The sequence below is a fragment of the Mycobacterium sp. 236(2023) genome (genome assembly GCF_029623955.1).
Classification (GTDB): domain Bacteria; phylum Actinomycetota; class Actinomycetes; order Mycobacteriales; family Mycobacteriaceae; genus Mycobacterium.
In genome coordinates this window covers 62,490-87,126 of record NZ_JARSBP010000014.1, presented here as the reverse complement: position 1 = coordinate 87,126, position 24,637 = coordinate 62,490, and the positions used below count along the sequence as shown (strand labels likewise).

General features: G+C 63.6%; 24 protein-coding genes. 13 read left to right on the top strand and 11 right to left on the bottom strand.

Annotated features, from left to right (window positions below):
• The 5 genes from P9A17_RS32185 to P9A17_RS32165 all read right to left on the bottom strand — a co-directional run.
• A partial coding sequence (locus P9A17_RS32185; protein ID WP_278042856.1) for an acyl-CoA dehydrogenase family protein occupies positions 1-317 on the bottom strand: 317 nt, incomplete at its 3' end.
• 17 nt (positions 318-334) lie between these two features.
• On the bottom strand, positions 335-748 hold the full coding sequence (locus P9A17_RS32180; RefSeq protein ID WP_278042855.1) for a Zn-ribbon domain-containing OB-fold protein: 414 nt from the start codon (positions 746-748) through the stop codon (positions 335-337).
• 1 nt (position 749) lies between these two features.
• Positions 750-1,298 carry a MaoC family dehydratase N-terminal domain-containing protein gene (locus tag P9A17_RS32175; protein ID WP_278042854.1) on the bottom strand — a complete coding sequence of 183 codons (549 nt, stop codon included), beginning with the start codon at positions 1,296-1,298 and terminating at the stop codon, positions 750-752.
• 34 nt (positions 1,299-1,332) lie between these two features.
• On the bottom strand, positions 1,333-2,514 hold the full coding sequence (locus P9A17_RS32170) for an acyl-CoA dehydrogenase family protein (protein WP_278042853.1): 1,182 nt from the start codon (positions 2,512-2,514) through the stop codon (positions 1,333-1,335).
• Complete coding sequence (locus P9A17_RS32165; RefSeq protein WP_278042868.1) at positions 2,514-3,686, bottom strand: cytochrome P450; 1,173 nt, start codon at positions 3,684-3,686, stop codon at positions 2,514-2,516. The genes P9A17_RS32170 and P9A17_RS32165 overlap by 1 nt, the downstream gene beginning before the upstream one ends.
• 256 nt (positions 3,687-3,942) lie before the next feature.
• Here P9A17_RS32165 and P9A17_RS32160 point away from each other — a divergent pair, with 256 nt between their 5' ends.
• From P9A17_RS32160 to P9A17_RS32120, 9 genes are all read left to right on the top strand, one after another.
• Positions 3,943-5,403, top strand: coding sequence for an aldehyde dehydrogenase family protein (locus tag P9A17_RS32160; RefSeq protein ID WP_278042852.1), 1,461 nt, complete (start codon positions 3,943-3,945; stop codon positions 5,401-5,403).
• Positions 5,403-7,805, top strand: a complete 2,403-nt coding sequence (locus tag P9A17_RS32155) for a CoA transferase (RefSeq protein WP_278042867.1) — start codon at positions 5,403-5,405, stop codon at positions 7,803-7,805. The genes P9A17_RS32160 and P9A17_RS32155 overlap by 1 nt, the downstream gene beginning before the upstream one ends.
• Before the next feature lie 130 nt (positions 7,806-7,935).
• The gene (locus tag P9A17_RS32150; protein ID WP_278042851.1) at positions 7,936-9,207 is read left to right on the top strand and encodes an MCE family protein; all 1,272 of its coding nucleotides are present in this window, start codon (positions 7,936-7,938) and stop codon (positions 9,205-9,207) included.
• The gene (locus P9A17_RS32145) at positions 9,204-10,232 is read left to right on the top strand and encodes an MlaD family protein (RefSeq protein ID WP_278042850.1); all 1,029 of its coding nucleotides are present in this window, start codon (positions 9,204-9,206) and stop codon (positions 10,230-10,232) included. The genes P9A17_RS32150 and P9A17_RS32145 overlap by 4 nt, the downstream gene beginning before the upstream one ends.
• Positions 10,229-11,311, top strand: a complete 1,083-nt coding sequence (locus P9A17_RS32140) for an MCE family protein (RefSeq protein ID WP_278042849.1) — start codon at positions 10,229-10,231, stop codon at positions 11,309-11,311. The genes P9A17_RS32145 and P9A17_RS32140 overlap by 4 nt, the downstream gene beginning before the upstream one ends.
• Positions 11,308-12,714 carry an MCE family protein gene (locus P9A17_RS32135; RefSeq protein ID WP_278042848.1) on the top strand — a complete coding sequence of 469 codons (1,407 nt, stop codon included), beginning with the start codon at positions 11,308-11,310 and terminating at the stop codon, positions 12,712-12,714. The genes P9A17_RS32140 and P9A17_RS32135 overlap by 4 nt, the downstream gene beginning before the upstream one ends.
• A complete protein-coding gene (locus tag P9A17_RS32130) occupies positions 12,711-13,895 on the top strand; it encodes an MCE family protein (protein ID WP_278042847.1) in 1,185 nt (394 codons plus the stop codon). The genes P9A17_RS32135 and P9A17_RS32130 overlap by 4 nt, the downstream gene beginning before the upstream one ends.
• Positions 13,896-15,452, top strand: coding sequence for an MlaD family protein (locus P9A17_RS32125; RefSeq protein WP_278042846.1), 1,557 nt, complete (start codon positions 13,896-13,898; stop codon positions 15,450-15,452).
• Between the two features lie 2 nt (positions 15,453-15,454).
• Entirely contained in the window at positions 15,455-15,955 is a 501-nt protein-coding gene (locus P9A17_RS32120) for a hypothetical protein (protein WP_278042845.1), read from the top strand.
• Between the two features lie 31 nt (positions 15,956-15,986).
• On the opposite strand, the gene P9A17_RS32115 is transcribed toward P9A17_RS32120, so the two are convergent.
• Complete coding sequence (locus tag P9A17_RS32115; protein WP_278042844.1) at positions 15,987-16,538, bottom strand: TetR family transcriptional regulator; 552 nt, start codon at positions 16,536-16,538, stop codon at positions 15,987-15,989.
• A 184-nt stretch (positions 16,539-16,722) separates the two neighbouring features.
• Here P9A17_RS32115 and P9A17_RS32110 point away from each other — a divergent pair, with 184 nt between their 5' ends.
• Both P9A17_RS32110 and P9A17_RS32105 read left to right on the top strand, forming a co-directional pair.
• The gene (locus tag P9A17_RS32110; RefSeq protein ID WP_278042843.1) at positions 16,723-17,940 is read left to right on the top strand and encodes a cytochrome P450; all 1,218 of its coding nucleotides are present in this window, start codon (positions 16,723-16,725) and stop codon (positions 17,938-17,940) included.
• Complete coding sequence (locus tag P9A17_RS32105) at positions 17,937-18,356, top strand: nuclear transport factor 2 family protein (RefSeq protein ID WP_278042842.1); 420 nt, start codon at positions 17,937-17,939, stop codon at positions 18,354-18,356. The genes P9A17_RS32110 and P9A17_RS32105 overlap by 4 nt, the downstream gene beginning before the upstream one ends.
• Here the strand turns inward: P9A17_RS32105 and P9A17_RS32100 are convergent, their stop codons facing one another.
• From P9A17_RS32100 to P9A17_RS32090, 3 genes are all read right to left on the bottom strand, one after another.
• On the bottom strand, positions 18,357-18,833 hold the full coding sequence (locus P9A17_RS32100; protein ID WP_278042841.1) for a MaoC family dehydratase: 477 nt from the start codon (positions 18,831-18,833) through the stop codon (positions 18,357-18,359).
• Positions 18,830-20,029: an amidohydrolase family protein gene (locus tag P9A17_RS32095; protein WP_278042866.1), complete on the bottom strand. Its 1,200-nt coding sequence runs from the start codon at positions 20,027-20,029 to the stop codon at positions 18,830-18,832. Before P9A17_RS32095 ends, P9A17_RS32100 begins: the two co-directional genes overlap by 4 nt.
• An 83-nt stretch (positions 20,030-20,112) precedes the next feature.
• A complete protein-coding gene (locus P9A17_RS32090) occupies positions 20,113-20,748 on the bottom strand; it encodes a cysteine hydrolase (protein ID WP_278042840.1) in 636 nt (211 codons plus the stop codon).
• 49 nt (positions 20,749-20,797) lie between these two features.
• Between P9A17_RS32090 and P9A17_RS32085 the strand changes: the two genes are divergently transcribed.
• Positions 20,798-21,238, top strand: a complete 441-nt coding sequence (locus P9A17_RS32085; protein ID WP_278042839.1) for a nuclear transport factor 2 family protein — start codon at positions 20,798-20,800, stop codon at positions 21,236-21,238.
• A gap of 6 nt (positions 21,239-21,244) precedes the next feature.
• Here P9A17_RS32085 and P9A17_RS32080 read toward each other — a convergent pair whose 3' ends face one another.
• Both P9A17_RS32080 and P9A17_RS32075 read right to left on the bottom strand, forming a co-directional pair.
• Positions 21,245-22,150 (bottom strand): TIGR03619 family F420-dependent LLM class oxidoreductase, encoded by a 906-nt coding sequence (locus tag P9A17_RS32080; protein WP_278042838.1) that lies wholly within the window; start codon positions 22,148-22,150, stop codon positions 21,245-21,247.
• Entirely contained in the window at positions 22,147-23,292 is a 1,146-nt protein-coding gene (locus P9A17_RS32075; protein ID WP_278042837.1) for an acyl-CoA dehydrogenase family protein, read from the bottom strand. The genes P9A17_RS32080 and P9A17_RS32075 overlap by 4 nt, the downstream gene beginning before the upstream one ends.
• 144 nt (positions 23,293-23,436) lie before the next feature.
• Here P9A17_RS32075 and P9A17_RS32070 point away from each other — a divergent pair, with 144 nt between their 5' ends.
• The gene (locus P9A17_RS32070; protein WP_278042836.1) at positions 23,437-24,633 is read left to right on the top strand and encodes an amidohydrolase family protein; all 1,197 of its coding nucleotides are present in this window, start codon (positions 23,437-23,439) and stop codon (positions 24,631-24,633) included.
• The last annotated feature ends 4 nt before the right edge of the window (positions 24,634-24,637 follow it).

The window sequence follows — 24,637 nt, the reverse complement described above, 5'->3', positions numbered from 1 at the left end:
ATCTCTGAATCGCCATGTCGCGCAATGGTGTCCGCACCGAGCGCGAGGGTCGCGTAGACGGGCACCGGGGCGACGCTCCAGCCGACTTCCGACAGCAGGACCCCTAATTCGAGGAATCCTCCTCCACTGCCGCCAACGGCTTCGGGCAGCGCGATACCCAGCAGGTCGGAGGTGGCGAGTTCGCGCCACAGTGCATCGTCGTAGCGCACCTCGCCGGCTTCGAGCTCGCTGAGATGCTCGGGTGTCGCACGCGCTTCGAAGAGCTGCCGCGCCACCTTGCCGACGGTTTCCTGTTCTTCGGTGAAGGAGAAGTCCATGGTGTGTTCGCCTCGGTTCAGCCCGCAGGCCGGAACTGGTGCAGAACCAGTTCGTCGCCGCTGGGGAGTGCTTCGAAGGTCTCGTAGAAGACCTCGACGGGCATTCCGGCCTTGATATCGCCGGGTTCGATGTCGCACAGATTCGACACGATGCGCACGCCTTCGTCCAGCTCGATGAGGGCGACGACGTACGGGTACTGTAGGAACGGCAGCGGGGGGTACTGCGGCATGACGAAGCTGTACACCGTCCCGCGTCCGGTCGATACGGCGTAATCCCAGTCGAGCGACTGGCAATTCCCGCACATCGGCCGTGGCGGTACGCGCAGCTGTTGACAGTTCGTGCAGCGCTGGATGCGCAATTCATTCTCTTTGAGTCCGGACCAGAAGAACTCGGTGTCCGGGCTGATCGAGGGTGCGAGCCGGCTGGCCATCTCAGCCTCCCGTCTTGAACCGCAGTGTGCGGAATCGCTGACGGCCCAGGACCTCGTTGTCCTGGTTGCGGTAGGTGGTGATCCAGGTGACGAAGAATCCGGTGCCCATGGCAGTCTTCTTCTCATCCGAGATGGTCTCGAAGACTGTTTCGGCCGTGATGTCGTCACCGACACGCGGGTAACGCTCGATCTCGAACTCGGAGTTGGTGGCGACGATGCCCGTGTAGCCCGCGTCGGAGAGGAACTGCAGTGGATTCTCACCGAGTTCGACAGGAACGCCGCCGCGGTCGTGGATGCCCTCCAGCTTGGGTGGGGCCATCGTCCAGGACTGCAGCATGACCGGCGGGGACACGATACCGCCGTAGCGTGAGCTCTTGGCGAATTCCTCGTCGAGGTACGCGGGGTTGAAGTCGCTCAGCGCGTAGGCCCAGTGCCGAATCATGGCGGCGTTCACCGGATCCGGCGATTTCACCGGCTGTCCCGAGCTGATCGGCTGCCCGATGAGCGCATCGAGTCGCCCACGCAGCTCGTCTTTGTCGACCTCAGTCACTTACCCGTCCTTTTCATCGTTTGAGCACTTTTCGTCATGAGGCCCGCATGTCGCGAGGTGCCCGTGGCATCCCGAGGCCGGCCATCGCGATGATGTCGCGTTGAAGCTCGTTGGCTCCTCCGCCGAAGGTGTTGATGACCGCCAGCCGATAGGCACTTTCCAGTTCGCCTTTCAGCGGGGCCGCGTCGTCCTTGCGGACGGCGGGGTGGCCGACGACGTCGAGCAGTTCACCTGCCACCTGCTGGGTGAGTTCGGTACCGAAAACCTTTGCGGCGGAGGCCTCGGCCATGCCGAGCGCGCCGGAACCCATGTTGGCGTTCACCCGCAGGTTGAGCAGCCGGTACGCGGAGACCTGCGCCTCGACCCGGGCGAGTGCCTGCTGTACCCAGGGTTGGTCGATCACCAGGCCGTCGTCCAGCCGGGTTTCGCGTGCCCACTGCAACGTCTTGTGGAACAACGGTTCCAGAGCTCCGAGATTGCCCAGCGCCGCGCGTTCGAGATTGAGCTGGTTGGTGACCAGCTTCCAACCCTCGTTCTCGCCCAGCACGATTGCGGTCGCGGGAACACGCACATCGTCGTAGAAGGTGTAGTACGTCGACACCCCCGGCATGGTGTGGAGCGGCTTCCACGAGAAGCCCGGTGCACTGGTCGGAACGATGAAAAGCGTAATGCCCTTGTGCTTCTTGGCGTCCGGGTCGGTGCGTGCGGCGAGCCAGATATAGTCGGCGAACTCCGCGCCGCTGGTGAACATCTTGGAGCCGTTGATGACGAACTCGTCGCCGTCCCGCACGGCAGTCGTACGCAGCGAAGCCAAGTCGCTGCCGGCGCCGGGTTCGGAGTATCCGATGGCGAAGTCGACCTCACCGCGCAGGATGGCGGGCAGGAAGGTGTTCTTCTGCTCATCGGTGCCGAACTGAATCAGTGTGGGGCCCACGGTGTTCAGCGTGATCATCGGCAACGGCGCATTCACCCGGCGGGCCTCCTCGCCGAAGATGTACTGCTCCATCGCGGTCAGCCCGTGGCCGCCGTACTCGGTCGGCCATGCCACTCCGAGCAGTCCGGCCGCGCCCAGCGCGCGGCGGACCTCGGTCATGGCGGCACCACCCTCCATGAGTCCGGCCACGGCTGCCCGCCGTTCCGGCGTCATCACCGCCTCAAGGCGTTCGCGATAGTCCTTGCGGAGTTGAATCTGGTCCGGCGTGTAGTCGAAGTCCATTAGACGGTGGCTCCCAGTCGTACCGGCATGTTCTTGACGCCGGGCACCATCGTGGCGCGTAGGCGGGTGACATCTCCGGTGAGTTCAATGGTCGGATAGGTACCCAGCAGCACCTCGAACATGATCCTTGCCTCCAGCCTTGCCAGCTGCGCCCCGAGGCAGGCGTGCTCCCCGGCGCCGAAAGCGATGTGCGGGTTGGGGTTACGGGAGATGTCGAACACCTCACTGGTGGGTCCGAAGATCTCCTCGTCGCGGTTCGCCGAGCCGTAGAGCATCACTACCGTGTCACCTGACTTGATCTGCTGGCCGCGGATCTCGACGTCCTGGGTAGCCCGACGTGCCATATGGGTGACGGGACTGGTGAAGCGAAGCATCTCCTCGACGGCGCTTGGCATGAGTTCAGGATTCGACCGCAACAACGCGAACTGGTCCGGGTTGTCGATCAGCGCCAGCGTGCCGAGCGCAATGAGGTTGCGCGTCGTCTCGTTTCCCGCGACGAGTAGCAGGAACGAGAAATTGAGCAGATCTTCGTCCGACAGGCGTTCGCCGTCGACCTCTGCCGCGGCGAGGATCGTCAAGAGGTCGTCGTGATCACCGACCGCCCCGGAGCGGCGAATGGCGATCAGTTTCATGAAGTACTCGTACAGTTCGGCCATCGCGACTAGGGGATCCATCTCGATGTCGGGATCGGCGCCACCGACGGCCGCATCCGACCAGGTGCGAAACTGCTCCCAGTCTTCCGGCGGGGCGCCGAGCATCTCGGCGATCATCCGGGTAGGCAGCGGTGCTGCGATCTCCTCGGCGAACTCGTACGGACGAGACGGATCGACATCGTCGACGATGCCCTGGACGATCTCCCGCACCTTCGGCTCCAGCAACGTCACTTGACGACGGGTGAACCCCGAGTTGATCAACTTGCGGAGTTGTCGATGCCGTGGCGGGTCGGTGAAGATCAGGTTTCCCTCCTGGACGGGTTCAGGCAGGCTCGGGTCGGGGATCGTGATCCCCTGCGTGGACGAGAAGAGCAGCGGATGACCGGAGACGTAACGGACGTCCTCGTACTTCAGCAGCGCCCAGAACTGGGTGTCCTCGTTCCACACCACGGGCGTTGAGTTGCGAAGTTCTCTGTAGGCCGGGTACGGGTCGCCGGCGTAGAAGTCCGGGGAGTGCAGGGGGACTGTGGTCGTCGGCACGGTGCGCCTTCCGCTCGTTGACGGTCACCGTACACATACGCAGAATATGTCCGGCAACTCTTGTGTCTACCGCACGGATTGAGGATGTGTCAATCGGTGTTTGCACAGATCAAAGAGCATTCGATTGACGCATCGGTGTCGCCAGGTGTACACAAAGATCCGATATGTAGGGCTAGACGTGTCCGCGTTGTGTTCGGCAGATCGCATCGCAGACCAGGAAGGCACGACACCGCTGATGGCCGAAAAACGCCCCCTCGTCGACACCTACGGACACTTCATCGACGGCAGGTGGGTCGATCCCGACGCAGGGCGGTACGAGGTCATCAATCCGGCCACCGAGCAGACGATCACTACCGCGCCCGACGCCAGCGTCCGCCAAGTACAGGATGCGATCAAGGCGGCCAGATCAGCTTTCGACTCCGGCCGGTGGAGCGCGCTGGAGCCCGCAGAGCGGTCACGCTGTATACAGCAACTTAGCGAAGCGATGTTGGCACGCGCCGACGAGATCAACGCATTGGCGCAGGCCGAGTGGGGGTGTTCGGCAAACGAGCGCATCATCCACGTGGAGGGACCGGCCTTCATGGTCGGCCATGCCGCCGAGCTTGCCATGGAGCCTGCGGAGGCTCCGATGGATGCATGGGGCGCTGCCGGAAATACGCTGCTCCGCTACGAGCCGCTGGGCGTGGTCAGCATCCTGACGCCGTGGAATTTCCCTCACACCCTGAACGCCATGAAGGTGGGCGCGGCACTGGCCGCGGGGAACACCGTGGTCCTGAAACCGTCCCCGATGACCCCGCTGGCGGCCTTGGCGCTGGCGCGGATCATCGACGAACAGACCGACATCCCGGCGGGTGTGGTCAACGTGGTCACGCCGACCAGCGTGGAGGCCAGCCGGGCGTTGACGGTCGACCCGCGAGTGGACATCGTCAGCTTCACGGGTAGCTCCGCGGTGGGCCGCAGTGTGATGGCCGGAGCCGCCGAGACGATGAAGCGAATCCTATTGGAGTGTGGGGGAAAATCCGCGTCGATCGTGCTCGACGACGCGGAGATCAACGACGAACTGCTGCAGCGTCTGCTGTTCGAAGGGTGCACGCTCCATGCCGGGCAGGCCTGCATTCTCAACAGCCGTCTTCTCGTCCCCGATTCGCTGCATGACCAGATCGTCGATCGGCTGGCGGAGTTCGCCGGAAGCGTCGTGGTCGGTGATCCTGCCGACCCGGACGTGACGATGGGCCCGCTCATCAGTGGTGAACACCTCGACCGGGTAGAAGGCTTCGTCGCGCAGGCTCAGCGAGACGGCGCGACCGTCGTCGCCGGGGGAGGACGACCGAAACATCTCGACCAAGGTTTCTATTTGGAGCCGACCATTCTCACTGGCGCTACCGCCGATTCCTATATCGCGCAGGAGGAAGTGTTCGGGCCGGTGCTGACTGTTCTGCGCTATCGCGACGACGACGACGCGGTCGCGATCGCAAACAACTCGCAGTACGGGCTGGGCGGCGCGGTCTGGGGGAGTGATGTCGATCGTGCGCTGGGCGTCGCCCGCAAGATCCGCACCGGGCAAGTCTCTATTAACGGGACCATTCCCGGTGATGCCCCTTTCGGCGGTTTCAAGCAGAGCGGTATCGGTCGCGAGGGGGGCGTGATGGGGTTGCGAGGCTATATGGAGCCCAAGGCGATCGGAGTGCCGGCGTGATTCGGGGTCCGCTGGCTGGGCTCCGTGTTGTCGAAGTCGGCACAGAGATCTCGGCTCCCTACTGCACAAAACTCCTGGTCGATCTCGGCGCCGAGGTTCACAAGCTGGAGCCCGCCTCGGGCGACCCGATGCGAACCTGGGGACCGTCGGTGGCTGACGAAATCGGACATAGCGGCCTTTTCGAATACCTGAATGCTGGAAAAGTCGGTGGCACGGTTGATCTCGCAGCTGGACGGGACAGCGCGTGGGTACGTGAGCTGCTCGAAGACGCGGACATGTTGGTTGAGAACTTGGCCCCGGGCGCACTCGCACAATGGAATTCGGTTTTCGACGTCGATCAGCTGCAATCGCTGAACCCGGGCCTCGTCATCGTGCGCATCTCTGACTTCGGCCAGCACGGGCCTCTACGCGACCGCCAGACGACCGCCTTGACACTGCAGGCCGCCTCCGGATGGGTGAACGAGCGGGAGTTCGGCCGGCCACCGGTGCAGGCGGGTGCGCGAATTCCGGAGTACATTGCGGGCGCATACGCGGCGTTGGGTGCGTTGACTGCGCTCAGACTCGTGGGCGCGGAACGCAAACGGCCCGTCGAGGTTGATGTTTCGGCGTTCGAATCGCTGCTGTCAACCCTGCCCTATCCGATGCTCTTGGCTGAGCGACTCCGCAGCATGGGACTCCCGACCAATGCCAAAGCCGCACCGATGCTGGGCATCGTTCGCGCGTCCGACGGTTGGATCGGCATCAACTGCCTCACGGGGCAGCATTGGCTCGACGTCTGCGCGATGGTGGGCCTTCCCGAGTTCGAGGAACATCAGCTCGCGATCATGCTCGGCGGACCGGAACGCGACGAGTTCTTCGCCAAGGTCCAGCCGTGGTTGGACTCGATGACCGTGGCCGAGATCGTCGACATCAGCCAAGCGATGCGGATCCCCGCCGCGCCGGTTTCTGACGGCGCATCCATCGCGCAGTGCCCCCAATATGCGGACCGCAACTTTTTCCGCGGGGGTCCTGAAACCGGCTGCGAGTCAACGCACTTCCGGCGACCCGGCCCGCCATTCCGGCTGTCCGGAACGTCCCCCGCCACGTCGCCGTCGGCGGCCCCCCGACTTGGACCGGCGCCCACGGCGCAATGGCCCGAACGCGATCTGCCTCGTCCGTCTCATGCCGTCTCAGATGTCGCGCTGCCTTTTGCCGGGCTGAAGGTCTTCGATCTCAGCACATTCTGGGCCGGTGCGTACTTGACGTGCTATCTCGGGGCGTTCGGTGCTGATGTCATCAAGGTCGAATCGATCCAACGACCCGATGGACACCGCTACTCGGGGGCTCTGCTTCGTGAGGGCGACGACTGGTACGAGCGGGGACCGCTGTGGCAGGGCACGAACCTGAACAAGCGGGACATCACCCTCGATCTGTCGTCGCGCGACGGTCTGGAGATTGCGAGAGCGCTGGCGTCCGAGGCCGATGTCGTCGTGGAGAATTTCTCGCCGCGGGTAGTGGAACAGTTCGGCCTCGACTACGACTCCTTGGTGCAGTCCAATCCCGACGTCGTGATGGTGCGGATGCCCGGCTTCGGATTGGAAGGACCATGGCGCGACTACGTCGGATGGGCGCTCAATATCGAGCAGCTGTCCGGCATGTCCGCGGTGACTGGTTACAGCGATGGCCCGCCCTGCAACTTGCAGGGGCCCGCGGACCCGATCGCGGGAGTCCACGCCGGGGTGGCGCTCTTGGCGGCATTGGAACATCGGATGCGGACCGGTGAGGGGCAGCTGATCGAGGTCGCTCAGATCGAGGCCGGCGCCGCCGTCACGGCCGAACCGGTGATCGAATACTCGCTCACTGGGACGGTACGGCCGCGCGAGGGAAATCGTCACCGGGTGTACGCCCAAGGCGTATACGCCACAGCCAAGGACAGTGAATGGGTCGCCGTCAGCGTGCGTGACGACGCCGACTGGCGGGCGACCGTCGAGGTTCTCGGGCGACCCGAGTTGGCCGAGGATCCCCGGTTCGCCTCCGCGCGTGCCAGACTCGCGTATCACGACGACTTGGACGAGATCCTCACCGGCTGGAGCGCCCAGCGGGATCCCGATGATGCCGTCGAACAGCTCGGCGCCCGGGGGGTACCCGCCGAACGGCTACTGACCTCAGACCGGATGTACCAGATCGATCAACTCGAAGCTCGTAGTTTCTACGAGGACCTGGATCACCCCATCACCGGTCGCCACCGATACCCGGGCTGGCCGTTCCACATCAGCCCCGGGCCCACCCATCACCACAGGGCGGCGCCACCCACCTTGGGCCAACACAACACTGACGTGCTGCGCAGCCACGGCTTGTCCGACGGTGACATCGCCGCGCTGCGGGAGCGCCACGTAATCGGCGAGCGAGTTCTCAATATCTGACGATCCCTGGAGATCCGTCGCGTAGGGGTATACGCTTCGCTTACCCAGCCGGAAATGACTGTTTCCGTTTTTGGAAGCACTGATTTGCGAACGGCGAGCTACGCCGTCGACGCGGCACGATAGGGGGACTGTGCTGTTCTCGGCATGCGCAGCTTGGCTCTTCGCTCCAGCTGCAATCCCGTCGAGCCGTCTTGCTGACCGCCGGGGGCCTGTCATCGCTAGGTTCACACGCCCCGTTTTGGGACTCTGCGCCATCGTCACGGTGGCAGCAGTGGTCGGCCTTTCCGTAAGCCTTTTCCGGGGCAGCTTCACCGACTCTGTAGATGTCGTGGTCATCGCTCAGCGCGCCGGGCTGGTGATGAACCCCGACGCCAAGGTCAAGATGCGAGACATTCAGGTCGGTACCGTGAAATCGATTCGCGAGCAGGCCGACGGCCATGCCGCAATCGAGCTGTCACTCGACCCAGCCGCGGTCCCGATGATCCCGCGCAATATCCGGGTCGACATCGCGTCAACCACAGTGTTCGGCGCGAAATTCGTCCAGCTGATTCCGCCCGCGGCGCCGGCATCCGAGTCCGTGCAGCCAGGGCAGGTTCTTGACGCCGAACACGTTACCGTCGAAATCAACACCGTGTTTGAACGTCTCACGCTGCTTCTGGATACCATCGAGCCGGAAAAGCTCAACGGAATCCTGACCTCCATCAATGAGGGCATCGGGGGGCGCGGAGGTGCCATCGGTTCCACCATCGAGGCAGTGACCTCTCTGCTCGGCACCGTCGAACCGCACCTGCCTGCCCTGTCGCAGGACCTTGCCCTGGCGCCCGAGGTGCTCGACATCTACTCCGATTCCATGCCCGACCTTCTGGCCCTTGCCGATAACACGAGTGCGCTCAGTCGCACGCTCGTCGACCAACAGCAGCAACTGGACACCTTTCTTCTCAGCGCGATCGGCATCGCCACAACCGGCAGCGAGGTGGTCGCCGCCAACAGCCAGCCCGTGGCAACGGTGTTGCGGCTGCTGGCCCCGACCACCGAACTGCTCGATGAATACCGGGACGCGTTGTACTGCTCGCTGGCGACGATGCTCGACCTGCAAAAAGAGAATGCCCCGCTGGAGAAACCCGGAGCGATCGTGCTGACCGGTTTCAACCTCGCCGCCGAACGATATCGCTATCCGACCGAACTACCCAAGGTGGCAGCCACCGGCGGACCGCAGTGCGTCGGTCTCCCCAAATTGCCGTTCGAGACCCGCATTCCGTTTGTCGTCGCAGATACCGGCGCCAACCCGTTTAAGTACAACAATCCGGGAATCCTGCTCAACGCCGATGGCTTGAAGCAGATGCTGTTCGGTCCCATCGCAGGGCCGCCCCGCAACACCGCGCAGATCGGCCAGCCCGGATGAGCCGGTCGAGCGCGCCCGTGGTGAAATTCACCGCCTTCGCAACGGTGATGGCGGCACTCACCGCGCTACTGTTCATGACCTTTAGCGGATACAGATCAGCCTCGACGGCAACATACTTCGCATCCTTCGCCGATGCGTCGGGGCTCAAACCAGGCGAATCGGTACGGGTTGCCGGAATCCGGATCGGGACAGTGGGATCGGTGAAACTCCAGCCAGACAAGTCGGTCATCGTGGAGTTTGACGCCAACCGCACCCTGGTGCTGACGAAGGGAACCCGGGCCGCGGTCCGCTACCTGAACCTCGTCGGAGACCGCTACCTGGAACTCGTCCACGACCCAGGGTCAACCGAGTTCCTCGCTGCGGGGGCGCACATCCCCGAAGACCAGACGATGCCGGCCCTAGACCTCGATCAACTTCTCGGTGGACTCAAGCCCGTCATCCAGGGCCTCAATCCCCAGGATGTGAACGCGCTGACCACGTCCCTCATCGAAATCTTTCAGGGGCAGGGCGGCACCTTGGAATCGCTGATGTCGCGCACGTCATCGTTCACCAACACGCTGGCCGACAACAGCGCCGTCCTCGAGCAACTCATCGACAACCTCTCGGCCGCGACGGCAACCATCTCCGCTGACGGACAACGCTTCTCGGCAACCCTGGACCGGTTGCACCGCCTCGTCGCGGAGCTGGCGAATGACCGCGAGAGCATCGGCGCCAGCGTCGAATCACTCAGTAACGGCACGGCAGCGGTATCGGATCTTCTCGGCCAGGCCCGACCGCCTCTGGCTCAGACGGTGTCAGAACTCGGTCGCCTGGCCTCGAATCTCGACGCCCAGAACGATCGCTTGGATACCGCGATCAAGAAGGCGCCGGAGAACTACCGCAAAATGATGCGCCTTGGAGCGTACGGCAACTTCTTCAATTACTACCTGTGCGGAATCGCCATCCGGTTCTCCGACCTGCAGGGCCGCACTGCGCAGTTCCCGTGGATCGAACAAGACGGGGGGAGGTGCACAGAACCCGAATGATCAAGTATCGCAGCTTACGTCTGATCCGTTCCGGCTTTATCGGCATTGTCCTGTGCCTGCTGGTGATCGCAGTCGGCCTCAATCCGGAGCGACTGGCGGCGCCGGCGACGAAGATCCGATACCAGGCCGTATTCGCCGACGCGGGTGGGCTGGGAGTGGGCAATGACGTCAAGATCTCAGGAGTCGAGGTCGGGTCAGTCTCAGACATCGTCCTCGACCGCGGCACGGCACGAGTCACCTTCACCGTCGACAGCGGGGTGCCGCTGGGCGCGCAAAGCACCGCGCATATTCGCACGGGCACGCTGTTGGGCGAGCGGATGCTGACACTCGAGTCGCACGGCGCCGAACCCATGCACTCGATGGAGGTCATTCCCGCATCGCGGACGTCATCACCGTATGCGCTCAACGAAGCGATCGGCGACCTTACGACGAACACGAAGGGCACCGATACCCAGTCGCTGAACCAGTCGCTGGACACGCTGTCCACGACGCTCGATGAGATTGCGCCGCAACTCGGTCCGACCTTCGACGGGCTGTCCCGGTTGTCGAGATCGCTGAACAACCGCAACGCGGCCATCAGCGAGTTACTCGACCACGCCGGCGACATCACCACTATCCTTGCGCAGCGCAGCCAGGAAGTCAGCGCCCTCATTCTCAATGGCAATGATCTTCTCGGCGTGTTAGTGGAGCGACGCCGGGCGATCGCCGCGTTGCTGGCAGAGACATCCGCTCTGGCGACCAATTTGTCGGGACTGATCGCAGAGAACGAAAAGCAGCTCGCCCCGGCGCTCGAGAAACTGAACAGCGTCCTGGCGGTGCTGGAGAAGAATCGCGATCAAATAGGCGAGGCCCTGCCCAGCCTCGCGAAATTCCAGAGTGCCTTCAGCGAGATCGTTGCCAGCGGGCCGTTTTACAACGCCTACGTGCCCAACCTCATCCCCGGCCAGTTCCTGCAACCGTTCCTCGATTATGCCTTCGGTTTTAGGCGCGGCACGGATGCGGGCCAGCCACCCGACGACGCCGGGCCTCGGGCCGAACTCCCATTCCCCTACAACGGAATTCCGGAGCGTCCCCGGTGAGGCGGCGCCGCGCAGTGGTACGCGCCGTCGCCGCGATGTTGACCGTGTCGATCGCCGGAGGCACCGCGACGGTGATACACCAGCGCGCGTTCGGGCCCCAACACGTCACTGCGCGGTTTCAGAACGTCACCGGGCTCTACCCCGGCGACGAGGTGCGAATCGCCGGCGTCGAGGTCGGCTCTGTGGAGGCAGTAACACCCAACGGCGATCAGGTCGACATCGAGCTGACCGTTGGGCGCGATATACCGGTTCCCGCGGATGTCACCGCCGTGATCGTTGCGCCGAACCTGGTGTCGGCTCGCTACGTTCAGCTCACGCCGGCCTACGTCGACGACGGCCCGACGCTGCCCGACCACGGTGTCATCCCGCTCGACCGAACCGCCGTCCCGGTGGAATGGGACGAGGTCAAGCGCCAACTGAACCGCCTGGCAACAGATTTAGGCCCCGACCCCCGATCGGGCGATACGTCGATTGCACGGTTCATCGACAGCACCGCCGACGCTCTGGGCGGCAACGGCGCCAAGCTCCGGGACGCGCTGACCCAACTCTCCGGCGCCGGTCGAGTGTTGTCCGACAACAGCTCCGATATCGTTGCGGTGATCCGCGGCCTGCAGACGTTCATCACCGCTCTGCGTGACAGCAACGAGCAGATCGTGCAGTTTCAGGGGAGGCTCGCGACGCTGTCCAGCGTTCTCGACGGCAGCAGGTCCGACCTCGACGCTGCACTCCGCGACGTCGCCGATGTGGTGGTCGATGTGCAGCGGTTCGTCGCCGGCACGCGCACTCAGACCGTAGAACAACTGCAGCGCCTCACCAATGTCACGCAAAACGTCGTCGAGCACCAGAAGGACCTGGAGCAGATCCTGCATGTTGCGCCGACCGCCTTGGCCAACACCGTCAACTTCTTCGACCCGCGTGACGGCGGTATCAACGGCGTCTTTGGATTGAACAACTTCTCCAACCCCATTGCGTTCATCTGTTCGGCGATCGGCGCCGTCGAGAATGTCACGGCACCTGAGACGTCCAAACTGTGCGCGCAATATCTAGGACCGGGGTTGAACACCATCAGCTTCAATTACCTACCGTTTCCGGTCAATCCTTACCTCGCCGGTGTCCCGTCGCCGTCCGACATGATCTACACAGAGCCGGGTTTGGCGCCCGGAGGGCCCGGCGGGAAGCCCGGTCCGCCCGAGACCCCGCCGGCGGTCTCGGCATACACCGGAGCCGGTGACGTGGCGCCACCGCCTGGGTATGGTCCTCCGCCGCCACCACCGAGTTCACTGCCAGGGCTGCTGTTGCCTGCCACGGCACCGCCGCCCTTACCCAGTCCCGGGCCTCTGTTGCCCGCAGAAGCCACGCCGGCACCGGTGCCGGCGCCGGCGGAAGGAACGCCGCCACCATGACTCTGACGACAAGGTTGCGTCGCGCGGGAGCGCTGGCACTCATTGCGGCCGTGGTCCCAGGGTGCGCCTACCAGGGCTTGAACTCCCTGCCGCTGCCCGGCGCCGTGGGGCGCGACGGGTCCGCCTACCACGTTCAGATCGCGAACATCGGTTCACTGGAACCGAATTCGCCCGTCATGATCAACGATGTCGTGGTGGGCAGCGTCGGAGCGACCGAGGTGGTCAACTGGAACGCCGACGTCGAGATCTTCGTCCGCCGCGATGTCGTCATTCCCGCGAATGCGGTCGCCAGGGTGGGCCAGACCAGCCTGTTGGGCTCGATGCATCTGGCGTTGGATCCGCCGGTGGGCCAACCTCCGCAGGGCCGTCTGAGCCCCGGAAGCACCATCGTGCTCGATCGCTCGTCGACCTACCCGTCGACGGAGCGCACGCTGTCGTCACTGGCGGCAGTCGTGAACTCGGGGGGCCTCGGCCAAATCGGCGACATCATTCACACGATGAACACGGCCTTGGGCGGACGTGAGCAGCAGGCCCGCGAACTCCTGCAGCGCCTCGACGCGTTCGTAGCGACGTTCGAGCGGCAGAAGACGGACGTGGTTGCCGCCATCGAGTCGATGAACCGGCTCAGCAAGCAGCTTGCTGACCAACGGGACATCGTCGCCCGGACGTTACAAGACCTGCCGCCGGCGTTGGATGTGCTCCTCGATGACCAGCCGCAGTTGATGACTGCGCTGGACAGAGCTCGCGAATTCTCCGATCTCACTACACGATTGGTCCGGCAGACGAGCAGCGATCTGGTCGGCAACCTCACGCATCTGGCGCCGGCGCTGAAAGCCCTTGCCGACGTGGGACCGGAGATCGCCACCGCGCTGGCCTACATCACCGTCATTCCATACGGCCAGAACGTCGTTGACCGCGGCGTCCGGGGTGATTACATGAACCTCTACATCGTGCTGGATCTGACCGTGAACAGGCTGAAACGAACATTGCTGTCCGGAACGAGATTTGGGGACGGCCACGTCCCTCTGGTGCCGGTACCGGGTGATCCCGGATATGACGCCTTTTACAATCCGACTACCACCGATCCGCTGCGAGCGCCGCTGCAACCGCCACCCGCGGGCACCAGCCCCGGCGAAACACCCGCAGCGCCCGCGCCCGACTCGACGACTCCGGGAGGCTAGGTGTTGACTCGTCTGGTGAAGACGCAGCTCGCGATCTTCACGATCGCCTCGATCGTCGGAATCGGCGTGATGGCCGTGCGTTACCTGAACGTGCCGGCGTTCGTCGGGATCGGGCGAATCACCGTCACCCTGGAATTGCCGGCCGGCGGTGGTCTGTATCAATTTTCCAACGTCACCTACCGGGGAGTGAAGGTCGGCGAAGTTACGCAGGTCGGCCTCACGTCGTCGGGCGCCAAGGCGACGTTGTCCTTGACGGCATCTCCCGAGATCCCCGCGGATCTCAGAGCCGAGGTGCGCAGTATGTCCGCGGTCGGCGAGCAGTACGTCGACCTGTTTCCGCGGCAGCCCGCGCCCCCCTACCTTCGCGACGGGTCGGTTATCCGGGAGTCCAGCGTCACCATCCCGCAACCTGTGGGCCCGCTGCTCGACAATGCCGCGGCACTCCTGGATTCGGTCCCGAGGGGCACGCTGGCGGCACTGCTGGACGAGTCGGCAACCGCCTTCTCCGGCACCGGCTACGACATCGGATCACTGGTGGATTCCGCCGCGCGATTATCGGCAGACACAAACTCCACGCGCGACCCGATACGGCAGCTGATCGACGACAGCGGCCCGCTCCTCGACAGCTTGTCGGCCTCCGGACAGGACACCCGCGACTGGTCGCGGCAACTGGCGCTGGTCACACAACAGTTACGCGATAACGATCCTCAGATCAGGGACATTTTGGCGAAGGGGCCACCTGCCTTCGAGGAGGTCACGGCATTACTCGGTGAAGTCAAGCCCACACTTCCCGTCCTGCTCGCCAACATGACCAGCCTCGGCCAAGTCGCCGTCACCTACAACCCGAGCCTGGAACAGGTGCTGGTCCTGCTGCCGTCGTTCCTCGGTGGATTTGACCAGATCTCGCCCTCCAAGAACGCCACCGGACTGCCGTTGGGCAATTTCCGGCTCCAGGCCAGCGATCCTCCCGCCTGCACGGTGGGGTTCCTACCGCCGTCGCAATGGAGGTCACCTGCCGACACCACCACCCTCGACACTCCCGATGACCTCTACTGCAAGCTGCCCCAGGACTCTCCGATCGCCGTTCGGGGCGCACGGAACCTCCCGTGTATGGGCCACCCAGGCAAAAGGGCGCCCACCGTCGAGATCTGCGACAGCCCGATGCCCTATCAGCCGTTGGCAATGCGCCAACATGCGTTGGGGCCGAATCCGATCGACCCCAATCTGATCGCCCAGGGGATCCCACCCGATGACCGCATCGAGGGTGGCGAGGAAATCACCGCACCAGTCGAGGGGACGCTCGTGGCACCGCCGATACCGGGAGCCGGTCCCCCGGCAGGGCCGCCCAGCGCGCCACCGGGGACCGCGCCTGCCGCCGCGCCGTCGTCGGCCGGTGGGAACGCCGAACGGCTGCCCATCGCAGTCGCCCCGTACGATCCCCGGACCGGCAGATATATCGGCGACGACGGCCTTGCCCGGACCCAGACCGATCTCGTGACGCCGGCTTCGCCACGGACTTGGCAAGACGTGGTGCTCCCAACGAATACCGGCCGATGATCATGACGAAGCCCCGATGGGCAGTGCAGGCCGCAGCTGTGGCGGTGGCGTTGGCCGCCTGCGGTTCTGCGGGCGCGCAGCATGCCGCCGCTGCCCCCGAGGATGGAGTCGTCCTCAACGGGTCCTTCGATGTCGTGTCGGACGGACAATGGGCCAAGACCAATGAGCGACTCGACCCGCGGCCCACGGTCGCCGCGAGATGGGTCTTCGAATCGACGTGCTCTGACTATCAGTCCTGTGCGGGAACAGTGATCAGCAATCAGGGATGGAGCTCAGAGACCAAGTATCTGAGTAACGTGTGGTACGTCCGCAGGACACTGGAGGGTTGGCAGCGGTGTCCGGACGGTTCTTCGTGGCCCGGCCACCAGACCTACACGTTTTGGCGAGACCCCACCGATCGCTCCGTGCTGATCGGGTGGGACAAGACAATCGGCGTCAGCGGAGCGTGTGGGATCAACCGGTGGCTCACCATCAAGCTGCCCCTCCGACTGGTGCCGGGCTGAATCATCGCGCACGACGACGGTCCTGCGTCGCTCAGGGGTGCGTGAATACCGGGGCCACGAAGCGCTCCAACAGCTGACGTTCCGAGGAGTCGGCCGGGGCGGGCCAGAAGGCCAGCGACATCACGATACGGACGATCCACTGCGCCGCTGCCGGATCATCGTCGGTGATTCCGGTAAGTTCCGCGGCAAGGTGGCTGAGCAGCGGTGAGGAATGTAACTCGCTCACAAGCGCTTTGGTACTCGCCCCGACCATTAGGCTACGAAGCGGATCGGATCGGATTTCCTTGAGCGCCACTGTGATCGCTGTCGTCACGCGCTCCGATCCGCGGAGTGCTTCGACTGCCGTGCGGACCGTGTCTACTATGCGTGAGGCAAGCCGCAGCAGAACGACGTCGCGGATATGGGCCTTTCCGCCTGCGTGGCGGTAGACGGTGGCCCTGGAACAGTTCAGCCGCTGGGCCAACGTGTCGACCTCCAGAGAGTCCAAGCCCTTCGTCAGAACAAGGTCGGTCGCATCTCGGTAGATGCGATCTGCCGCTGCGGTTCGTCGGTCGCCGCCGACGACCCAATCCGGTCGCGCCACGAATCTTGCCCCTGTCAGTCGTCAGCTGTCATTCTCACGCTTGCGACAAATGAATTCACCGTCTTCCGCAAAATAGCTGGTCAGCTCTGCAGCGTGAGACGGCTGGGCGACACGAGCTATTCGGAAGATGTCGACTTTTCTATCTTCCTTGACGAAATCGGATGCTTCGGTGCAGTTTTGGACAATGACCGGTGAGAACGGCGAACTTGGCTTGGCGTTGTTTGATGACCAGTACATAGAAGATCCCCACTCCCTCTATGAGCGGATGCATGATCGCGGGCCCGTGCACCGGATCGGGGAGTCCAGCTTTTATGCGGTCAGCGGCTGGGATGCCGTCAACGACGCGATCGCCAGATGCGACGACTTTTCGTCGAATCTGACGGCAACAATGACCTACCAGGAGGGAACGGTGTCGTCGTTCCCGATGGGAGAGCTTGGCGGTCCTACGCAGGTTCTAGCCACGGCCGACGATCCCGATCACGCGATTCATCGTCGCGCGCTCCTGCGGCAGCTGGCCGCGAAGCGAATTCGGGCATTCGAGCCATTCATCTTCAGCACGGCCACCGAGATGTGGCAGTCGGAGGTCGCGTCTGGCGATGTCGAATGGATGGGCTCGGTAGCCAATCGGTTACCGATGATGATTGTGGCACGCATCATCGGTGTCCCCGATGAGGACATCGACCGCCTGGTTGAGTGGGGTTACGCTGCAACCCAGTTCGTTGAAGGATTGGTCGCCCCCGCGCAACTAGCACAAGCAGGAGCTCAGGTCATGGAACTCGGGGCATACATTTCGACTCAGTTCGAAGTCGCAGCCTCAGACGCGCCGGATAACCTCTTAGGCGACCTCGCCGCAGCGTGTCGCGACGAAACTCTGGATCAAATAGCGGCTTTGACGATCATGATCACACTCTTCAGTGCCGGCGGGGAATCGACCGCCTCTCTCCTCGGTTCCGCTGCATGGGTACTTTCGACGCAACCCCAAGTGCAGCAACAGCTTCGGGATCAGCCAGAACTTCTCAGCGACTTCCTGGAAGAGACGCTGCGGTATGAGCCTCCGTTTCGCGGGCACTACCGTCACGTCGTCAACGATACGGAGCTGGGTGGTGTCGAGCTCGCAGCCGGGTCGCGACTGCTTCTGCTGTGGGGAGCCGCCAATCGAGATCCGTCGCATTTCGAAGCGCCGGAGCAGTTTCGACTCGACCGTCCCGCAGGGCGCAGCCACATCACCTTCGGGAAGGGCGCCCACTTCTGCGTCGGCGCGGCTCTGGCACGGATGGAGGCGAAGGTTGTCATTGGTCACATGATGGAACGGACATCTCAAGTCGAGGCCAAAGATGTCGGCCGGTGGCTTCCGAGTCTGCTTGTGCGGCGGCTGGAGTCGTTGAACCTGGTGATGGCATGACTACCTTGGAAGACCTCGTCGCCTATCACGAGCTCAGTGCCATAAAGGCGCGATACTGCAGAACGCTCGACAATAAAGATTGGCAGGGATTGGCCGCGCTGCTGACGCCAAATGTGCAATTCGGCCTGTGCGACGGCGCTTCTGAACCCAATGTCATCGTCGGACGAAACGAAATGCTGTCGACGTTGCGGGCGCTAGTGGACGGAGCGACCACCGTCCATCAGGTACATTGTCCTGAGATCGACCTCGGAGATACGGGCGCGAGTGTGATCTGGGCTGTGCAGGACCGTGCCGTCTATGACAACGGGATCTCAGTAACCGGCTATGGACACTATTACGAGCGGTGGGTGCGTCGCGGCGGCAGTTGGCAACTCGCGTCGATGATGTTGAGTCACCTGATCACCGACACTGACTGATCAAGCATCCACCATGGCGGCGATGGTGTCGACCACGCAGGCAGGACGGTCGGACCCCTCGACTTCGACCGTGACCCGCACGGTGGCGCGTCCACCTTTGTCATTTCGGTCCACCTTGATGAGTTCGGCGCCCGCGCGAATCCGCGAGCCGACCGGAACCGGTGCCGGGAATCTCAGTTTGTCCACACCGTAATTCACCTGCATCGACAGCCCGTCGACCTTGTAGATCTGCTGCACAAGGATCGGTACCAACGACAACGTCAGGTAGCCATGGGCGATGGTCGCACCATAAGGCCCCGAGGCGGCCCGCTCAGGGTCGACGTGGATCCACTGATGATCACCGGTCGCCTCGGCGAACAGGTCTATCTCCTTCTGGGTGACCTGCCGCCAGCCGCTGTAGCCGAGGTGCTCACCGACGTGGGCCGCGAATCCGTCGATGCCTACATACCTCATCGGTGCCGGAGGCGCCTGGGTCATACTTTGACCTTGAGTCTGAGCTGCTCGATGGCGTTGCCGCCCATGATCTTCGCCTTGCCCTCCTCGGAGATGCCGTCGAGCCGGTCGACGAAACTGAGGGGGTCCTCGATCCCTTCGGGATGGGGGAAATCCGAGCCGAACATGACGTGGTCCTCGCCCATGATGTCGACGATCGATGCAACGTCGTCTTCGAGGAATGGGTGGATGTAGATGTTCCGCTTGAAGACCTCGACAGGATGCTCATCGAACTCCTTGGGCATCACGCGGTAGGCCTTATCCAACTGGCGGAGCAGGTTCTTCACCCAGCCACTTCCGTTCTCCACGACCAGGACTCGCAGATCCGGGAATCGTGAGAGCACACCGTGGCAGATGAGCGCGGCCAGGGTGTCCTCCATCGCGCGGAAGCCCATGACCACCTCACGCAGGGCGCTCGGTTTGAAGGACAGGTACTCGTCGCCGCCCTCCCACTCCATCAAGTGCTTCTGATAGCCACTGTCGGATGCGTGGAACGTCACGGGGATGTCCGCCTTGACCACCTCGGCCCAGAACGGGTCGAACTCGGGGAGTCCCATGGATCGCGAGCCGCCGAACCTGCTCGGTACCGGGGCAGGGCGGACGAGGAAAGTTTTCATCCCTCGCTCCAACGCCCAGTGGAATTCCTTGATCGCTTCGTCGACCAGCGGCAGGCAGATGACCGGGGTTGCGAAGATTCGGTCCTCGTAGTTGAACGTCCAGTGCTCATGCATCCATTCGTTGAGCGCGTGGATGATGGCGTGGGTCAGCACGACATCGTCGGTCGTCCGCTCCTCGATGAGGCTGGCCAGCGTCGGGTACATGACGCACTGGTCGATGCCCAACTCGTCCATCAGCTCGAGGCGGGGCGCCGGCGACTGGTAGGCCGGGATGACATCCATTGCCTCCCCGATGAACTCGCGGAAGTTGAGGCCCTCAGGATTGTTACCGAGGAAGTAGTTCTCTGCGCTTCCGGGGCGCGCCACCCGTGCGAACGTCGGATTGGGAATCATGTGGCTGATGTGGTCTTTGACGACGAGTTTCGGTCGACCGTTGACGTCGACGTAACCGACTTTGCCTTTGTGTTGCCTCGGCAGGTACTTGAGAAGTGCATCCTGCGTTTCGTACATGTGGTTGTCGATGTCGAAGACCGGGTACGGAAGGCGGCGGGTCATGGGGCTGATTCCTCCTCAGAGCAGCGAATATCAGCATTTACGTTTTGTGGAAATGACGTTATCACCAAGCGAGGGCAACCTCCATATCGGGGTCAGGATGATCGCGATCCGGTCCAGGCCTTCGCAACCTCGCTCGTGGTGGTCACCGTGGCCAGCAAGGACAAGCTGTTGTCGATGACTGCATCGGCGTACTCGCGAGGGACTCCGGCGACGGCGTCACGGGGCAGGACGAACTGGTAGCCGCGGTTGACCGCATCCATCACGAAGTTCGTGATGGCGACATTGACCGAGACACCCACTCCGACAATGGTCTTGATGTTCAGATTGCGTAGCAGTGAATCGAGATCGGTACCGGTCATGGGTCCGACGCCATGTGTGCGGATTGATACCAGATCGCTTGTCTGCGGACCCAGTTCGGGTAGGAGTGACGCTCCGGGGCCGCCGGGACTCAGGTCCGCAGTGAACGATCTTCCCGCCGCGAACAGCCTGGCGTTGGTGTTGGAGCCACGCCCGTCCGGACGGCGCTGGATCAAGCAGTGCACCACCGTCGCTCCCGCTGACCGGGCCGCGGTGAGCAAAGTGGCGATGTTGGGGATCGCTTCGGCGCGAGCAGCGTCGGCAAGCATCGGCAGGCCGGCCTGAAGGCCGATGACACCACCCTGGCACTCCTGCGTGACCAGAGCGGTGGTTGCGGGCTCCAGGAGTTCGGTGAGGCGCGGTGCAGGCATGAGAACAGACGTTATCGTGTGTCGGAGCAGGAATTCCAGAGGAGCGACTATGCAGATGTGGGAATTGGCGGTGCGCGAATCGGTGCGCCAGACGCTGGCCGACTACACCGCCGCGACCGACCGCTTCGATCTCAGTGCGCTGGCGGCATGCTTCGGCCCGGAGGGTGTTCTGCAGTTCACCGGCGAACCGGACGCGCTGACCGGTCCCGAAGCCATCGCATCGGGACTAGCGGCGGCGATGAGCGGTCGGCGAGAGGCCGGTCGGCCCGGCCCGACCTTCGTTCGACATCATGTGTCGAGTGTGCGGTTCATCTCGGTGGCGGTTGACCGGGTCGAGACAAGCTGTTACTTCGCGGTGCATACCGACATCGGGCTCGACCACTGGGGTCGCTATCGGGATGTGCTGATGCCGGCGGGGGAGCGATGGCTGTTCGCGTCCCGCCGGGTCAGCGTCGACGCCTTTTCGGGGAACAGCCTCATGGCGCAGTGAGCAGACCTAGCGAGCGGGAATGAACTCTTTGGCGAAGACCTGCGCGCGTTCGATGACCTCACCGCGGTCGCCACCTTCGGGTGCGATGGGCAGCCATGTCACCCCGGCGGCGGTGAGGCGTGCGATGGCGCCGTGCCGTTCATCGGCGGACTTGCTGTCGTCCAACAGATTCCCGGCAGAAAAGCAAATGTCCAGCGGCTCGGTACGCCCGATCTCGGCGGCGTACGACTTCGCCCACGCTATCGCCGATTCCAGTTCATCGACCGTCGAGATCTCAGCGGTTCGCGAAGCGGTCGCGTAGCCAAAGGTGTTGAAGGGTGCCCAACCCTGGGCTCGGGACACCGCGCGCCGGACCGCGGGCTTGCTGTTGCCTCCGACCCAGACCGGTGGCAGTACTGCTGGCACCGGTCGCAGGCGTACGCCGCGGGCCGCAAAGGTGGACCCTTGATACGCGACGTCCTCACCGGAGAGCACCTGGCCCAGGACGTCCAGCGCCTCGTCCAGCAGTGCTCCCCGGTTGTCGAAATCGACTCCCAGCGAGCGGAACTCAGGTTTCAGGTAGCCCGCAGCGGTGCCGATGATCAATCGGCCGTCCGACAGCACCTGCAGGCTGTGTATCGATTTGGCGCCGAGGAAGGGATTGCGGTAGGCCGCGATGTAGACGTTGGTGAGCAGCTTGACCTTCGTAGTCGCCGCAGCTGCGAACGACAGCGCGACGAACGGGTCGAGGGCGTGATGCCCACCGTGATCGAGCCACTTGGTGTCGGGGGCCGGGTGATCGGTGACGTGCACGGCGGCGTAGCCACCGGCTTCGGCGGCCTGCGCGATCTCTGCGATCGCTGTGGCCGAAACGAACTCGGCGGGATCCTCCACACGGTGGGTGGGAAGCTCGAGCGAAAATGACAGGGTCACGATGATCCTTCCGGCTGATGGCGTGAGGGTGAGGCGAGGTCTGCCAGGCGCGCGAGATGAAGATCGGGGCTACCGAACATCAGCGCCGCCGACTTGGCGCGCCGCACGTAGAGGTGCGCGTCGTGTTCCCAGGTGAATCCGATGCCGCCGTGGATGCGCATGCTGTCGAGAGCAACGTGGAGCAGCGCCTCCGAGCACGCCACCTTCGCCACCGACGCGGCCACCGCTCGCTCGCGGTCATCCGTCACCGTCGACGCGTGAAACACTGCTGATCGTGCCCCCTCGACGAGCACGAGCATGTCAGCGCACCGATGCTTGATGGCTTGAAAGCTGCCGATGGCGCGGCCGAACTGAATGCGTTCTTTCGCGTAGGCCACGGCGTCGTCCAGGCAGCGTTGGGCCGCGCCGACCTGTTCGGCGGACAATGCCACCAGCGCGAGATCTGCGGTGCGCGCCAAGCCTGTGGCGGCACCGCCGTCGGCGCCGATCAACCGGGCGGTGACGTCATCGAATCGTAGTCGCGCGACTTTACGTGTGCGGTCGAGCGTGCGCAGCGCCTCGCGTTCCAGTCCGGGCGCCGTCGAATTGACGGCGTACAACGAGACACCCCGCTCCGACTTTGCAGCGACGAAAATGATGTCGGCGGTGTGGCCGTCCAGAACCAGTGGGGCGCTGCCCGACAGCCGGTGACCTGCATCGCGCCGAGACGCAGTGATAGTGACGGCCCCCGGATCCCACGCATCGAGGGCCCCGTTGAGCACGAGTGTGGCCACGCTGCTGCCGTCGAGCAGGGGCGGTACGTACTCCTCGATGGCGGATTCGTCACCGCTGTTCAGCAGCGTCGGCAGGGCCAGTGCCACCGTCGCGAAGAACGGCGAGCACAGCAGTGCCGAACCCATTTCTTCGAAAACGACGGCCAATTCAGGCATGCCGGCACCGGCGCCCCCCCACTGCTCGGGAACGGCAATTCCGTGCAGTCCGAGTTCGTTGGCCATCTGCCGCCACACCGCGTCGTCGCAGCCGCGCTCTGTGTCCATCAAGGTCCGCACCGCTGAACTGGGCGACGCTTTGATCAGGAAGTCGCGAACAGCCACCCTGACCGAGTCCAGTTCACTCGCAGCTTGTGCCGGTGCTGACGTCATAACTCCCTCATGTGCGCGGTCCGCCGACACGATGCGCGCCGCCGAGAACGAAAGCCTGTCCGACCCGGGATAGGCATTTGCGAAACACGATAGTATGTTTTCTGAAAACAGAGAATAAGCATTCTCACCGGAAGGACTAGCGCGGTGACGACCAAACTCGACTATGGGATCTTTGACTGCGACACCCACTGCTACGAGACTCGGGACGCGTTCACCCGATATCTGCCCAAGGCTTTTCATGACAGGGCGATCGCACCCGTGCGGGTGGCGGATGGCAAGGAGGCGATCCTCGCCGGACATCGGATCGCGACGTTCAACAGTGAGGCCGGCCTCGGCTTCGACCTGGCGTACCGTCCCGGTTCGCTCAAGGAGATGCTCAAGCAGATGGGCTCGGGTAACCCTGACGAGACATACGAGCCGCAGCCGATGCAACCCGAATGGCTGGAACGGGAGCCCCGGCTGAAAGTGATGGCCGAGCAGAACGTCGACCGTGCGATCATCTTCCCGGCCGGTATGGCGCTGGCCGCAGAACACTACGTAGACGACACCGAAGCGCTCTATGCCAATCTGCGATCGTTCAATCGATGGTTCGACGACACCTGGGGCTTCAACTACCAGGAGAAGCTTTACGCGACGGCGCTGCTGTCGTTGCGCGACCTCCCGTCGGCGATCGCGGAAACCGAGGCCATCATCGAGCAGGGGGCGAAGATGGTCCTGTTGCCCACCGGACCGGCCTATGGCCGCTCGCCAGGCGACCCGTACTTCGATCCGATCTATGCACGCCTACAAGAAGCGGGCTGCACGCTGGTCTTCCACATCCAGCCGTTCTGGTATTTCAATGCGATCTCCCCGGCGTGGGGTCACGAGCCGGACCCGGCCGCCTGGCACATGTCGGCGTGGCAGTGGATGAACATCTACGGGCAGCGCCCGATCGAAGACACCTTGTCGGCGCTCGTATTCGACAATCTCTTCGGCCGGTTCCCCGACCTCAAGGTGCTGGTGGCCGAGCATGGCGCAGAGTGGTTGCCGCAGTTCGTCATTCACATGGACAAGAGCCGCGGCATGGGTCGCAACGGCCCGTGGATCGGCGGGAAACTCAAAGAGAAGCCCTCCGAGATCTTCCGCAGGCACGTCGGCGTCGTGCCCTACCCAGAAGACGACATCCCCGCGATCGTGAGTCGGCTCGGCTATGACGAATGTCTCCTGATGGGCTCTGACTATCCGCACGCCGAGGGGCTTGCCGAGCCGGCGGATTTCGTCAAACTGCTCGACCCGCTCGACGATGCGGCCAAGAAGCGCATCATGGTCGACAACGCCGATCAACTGCTGCGCCGGGGCTAGTGAT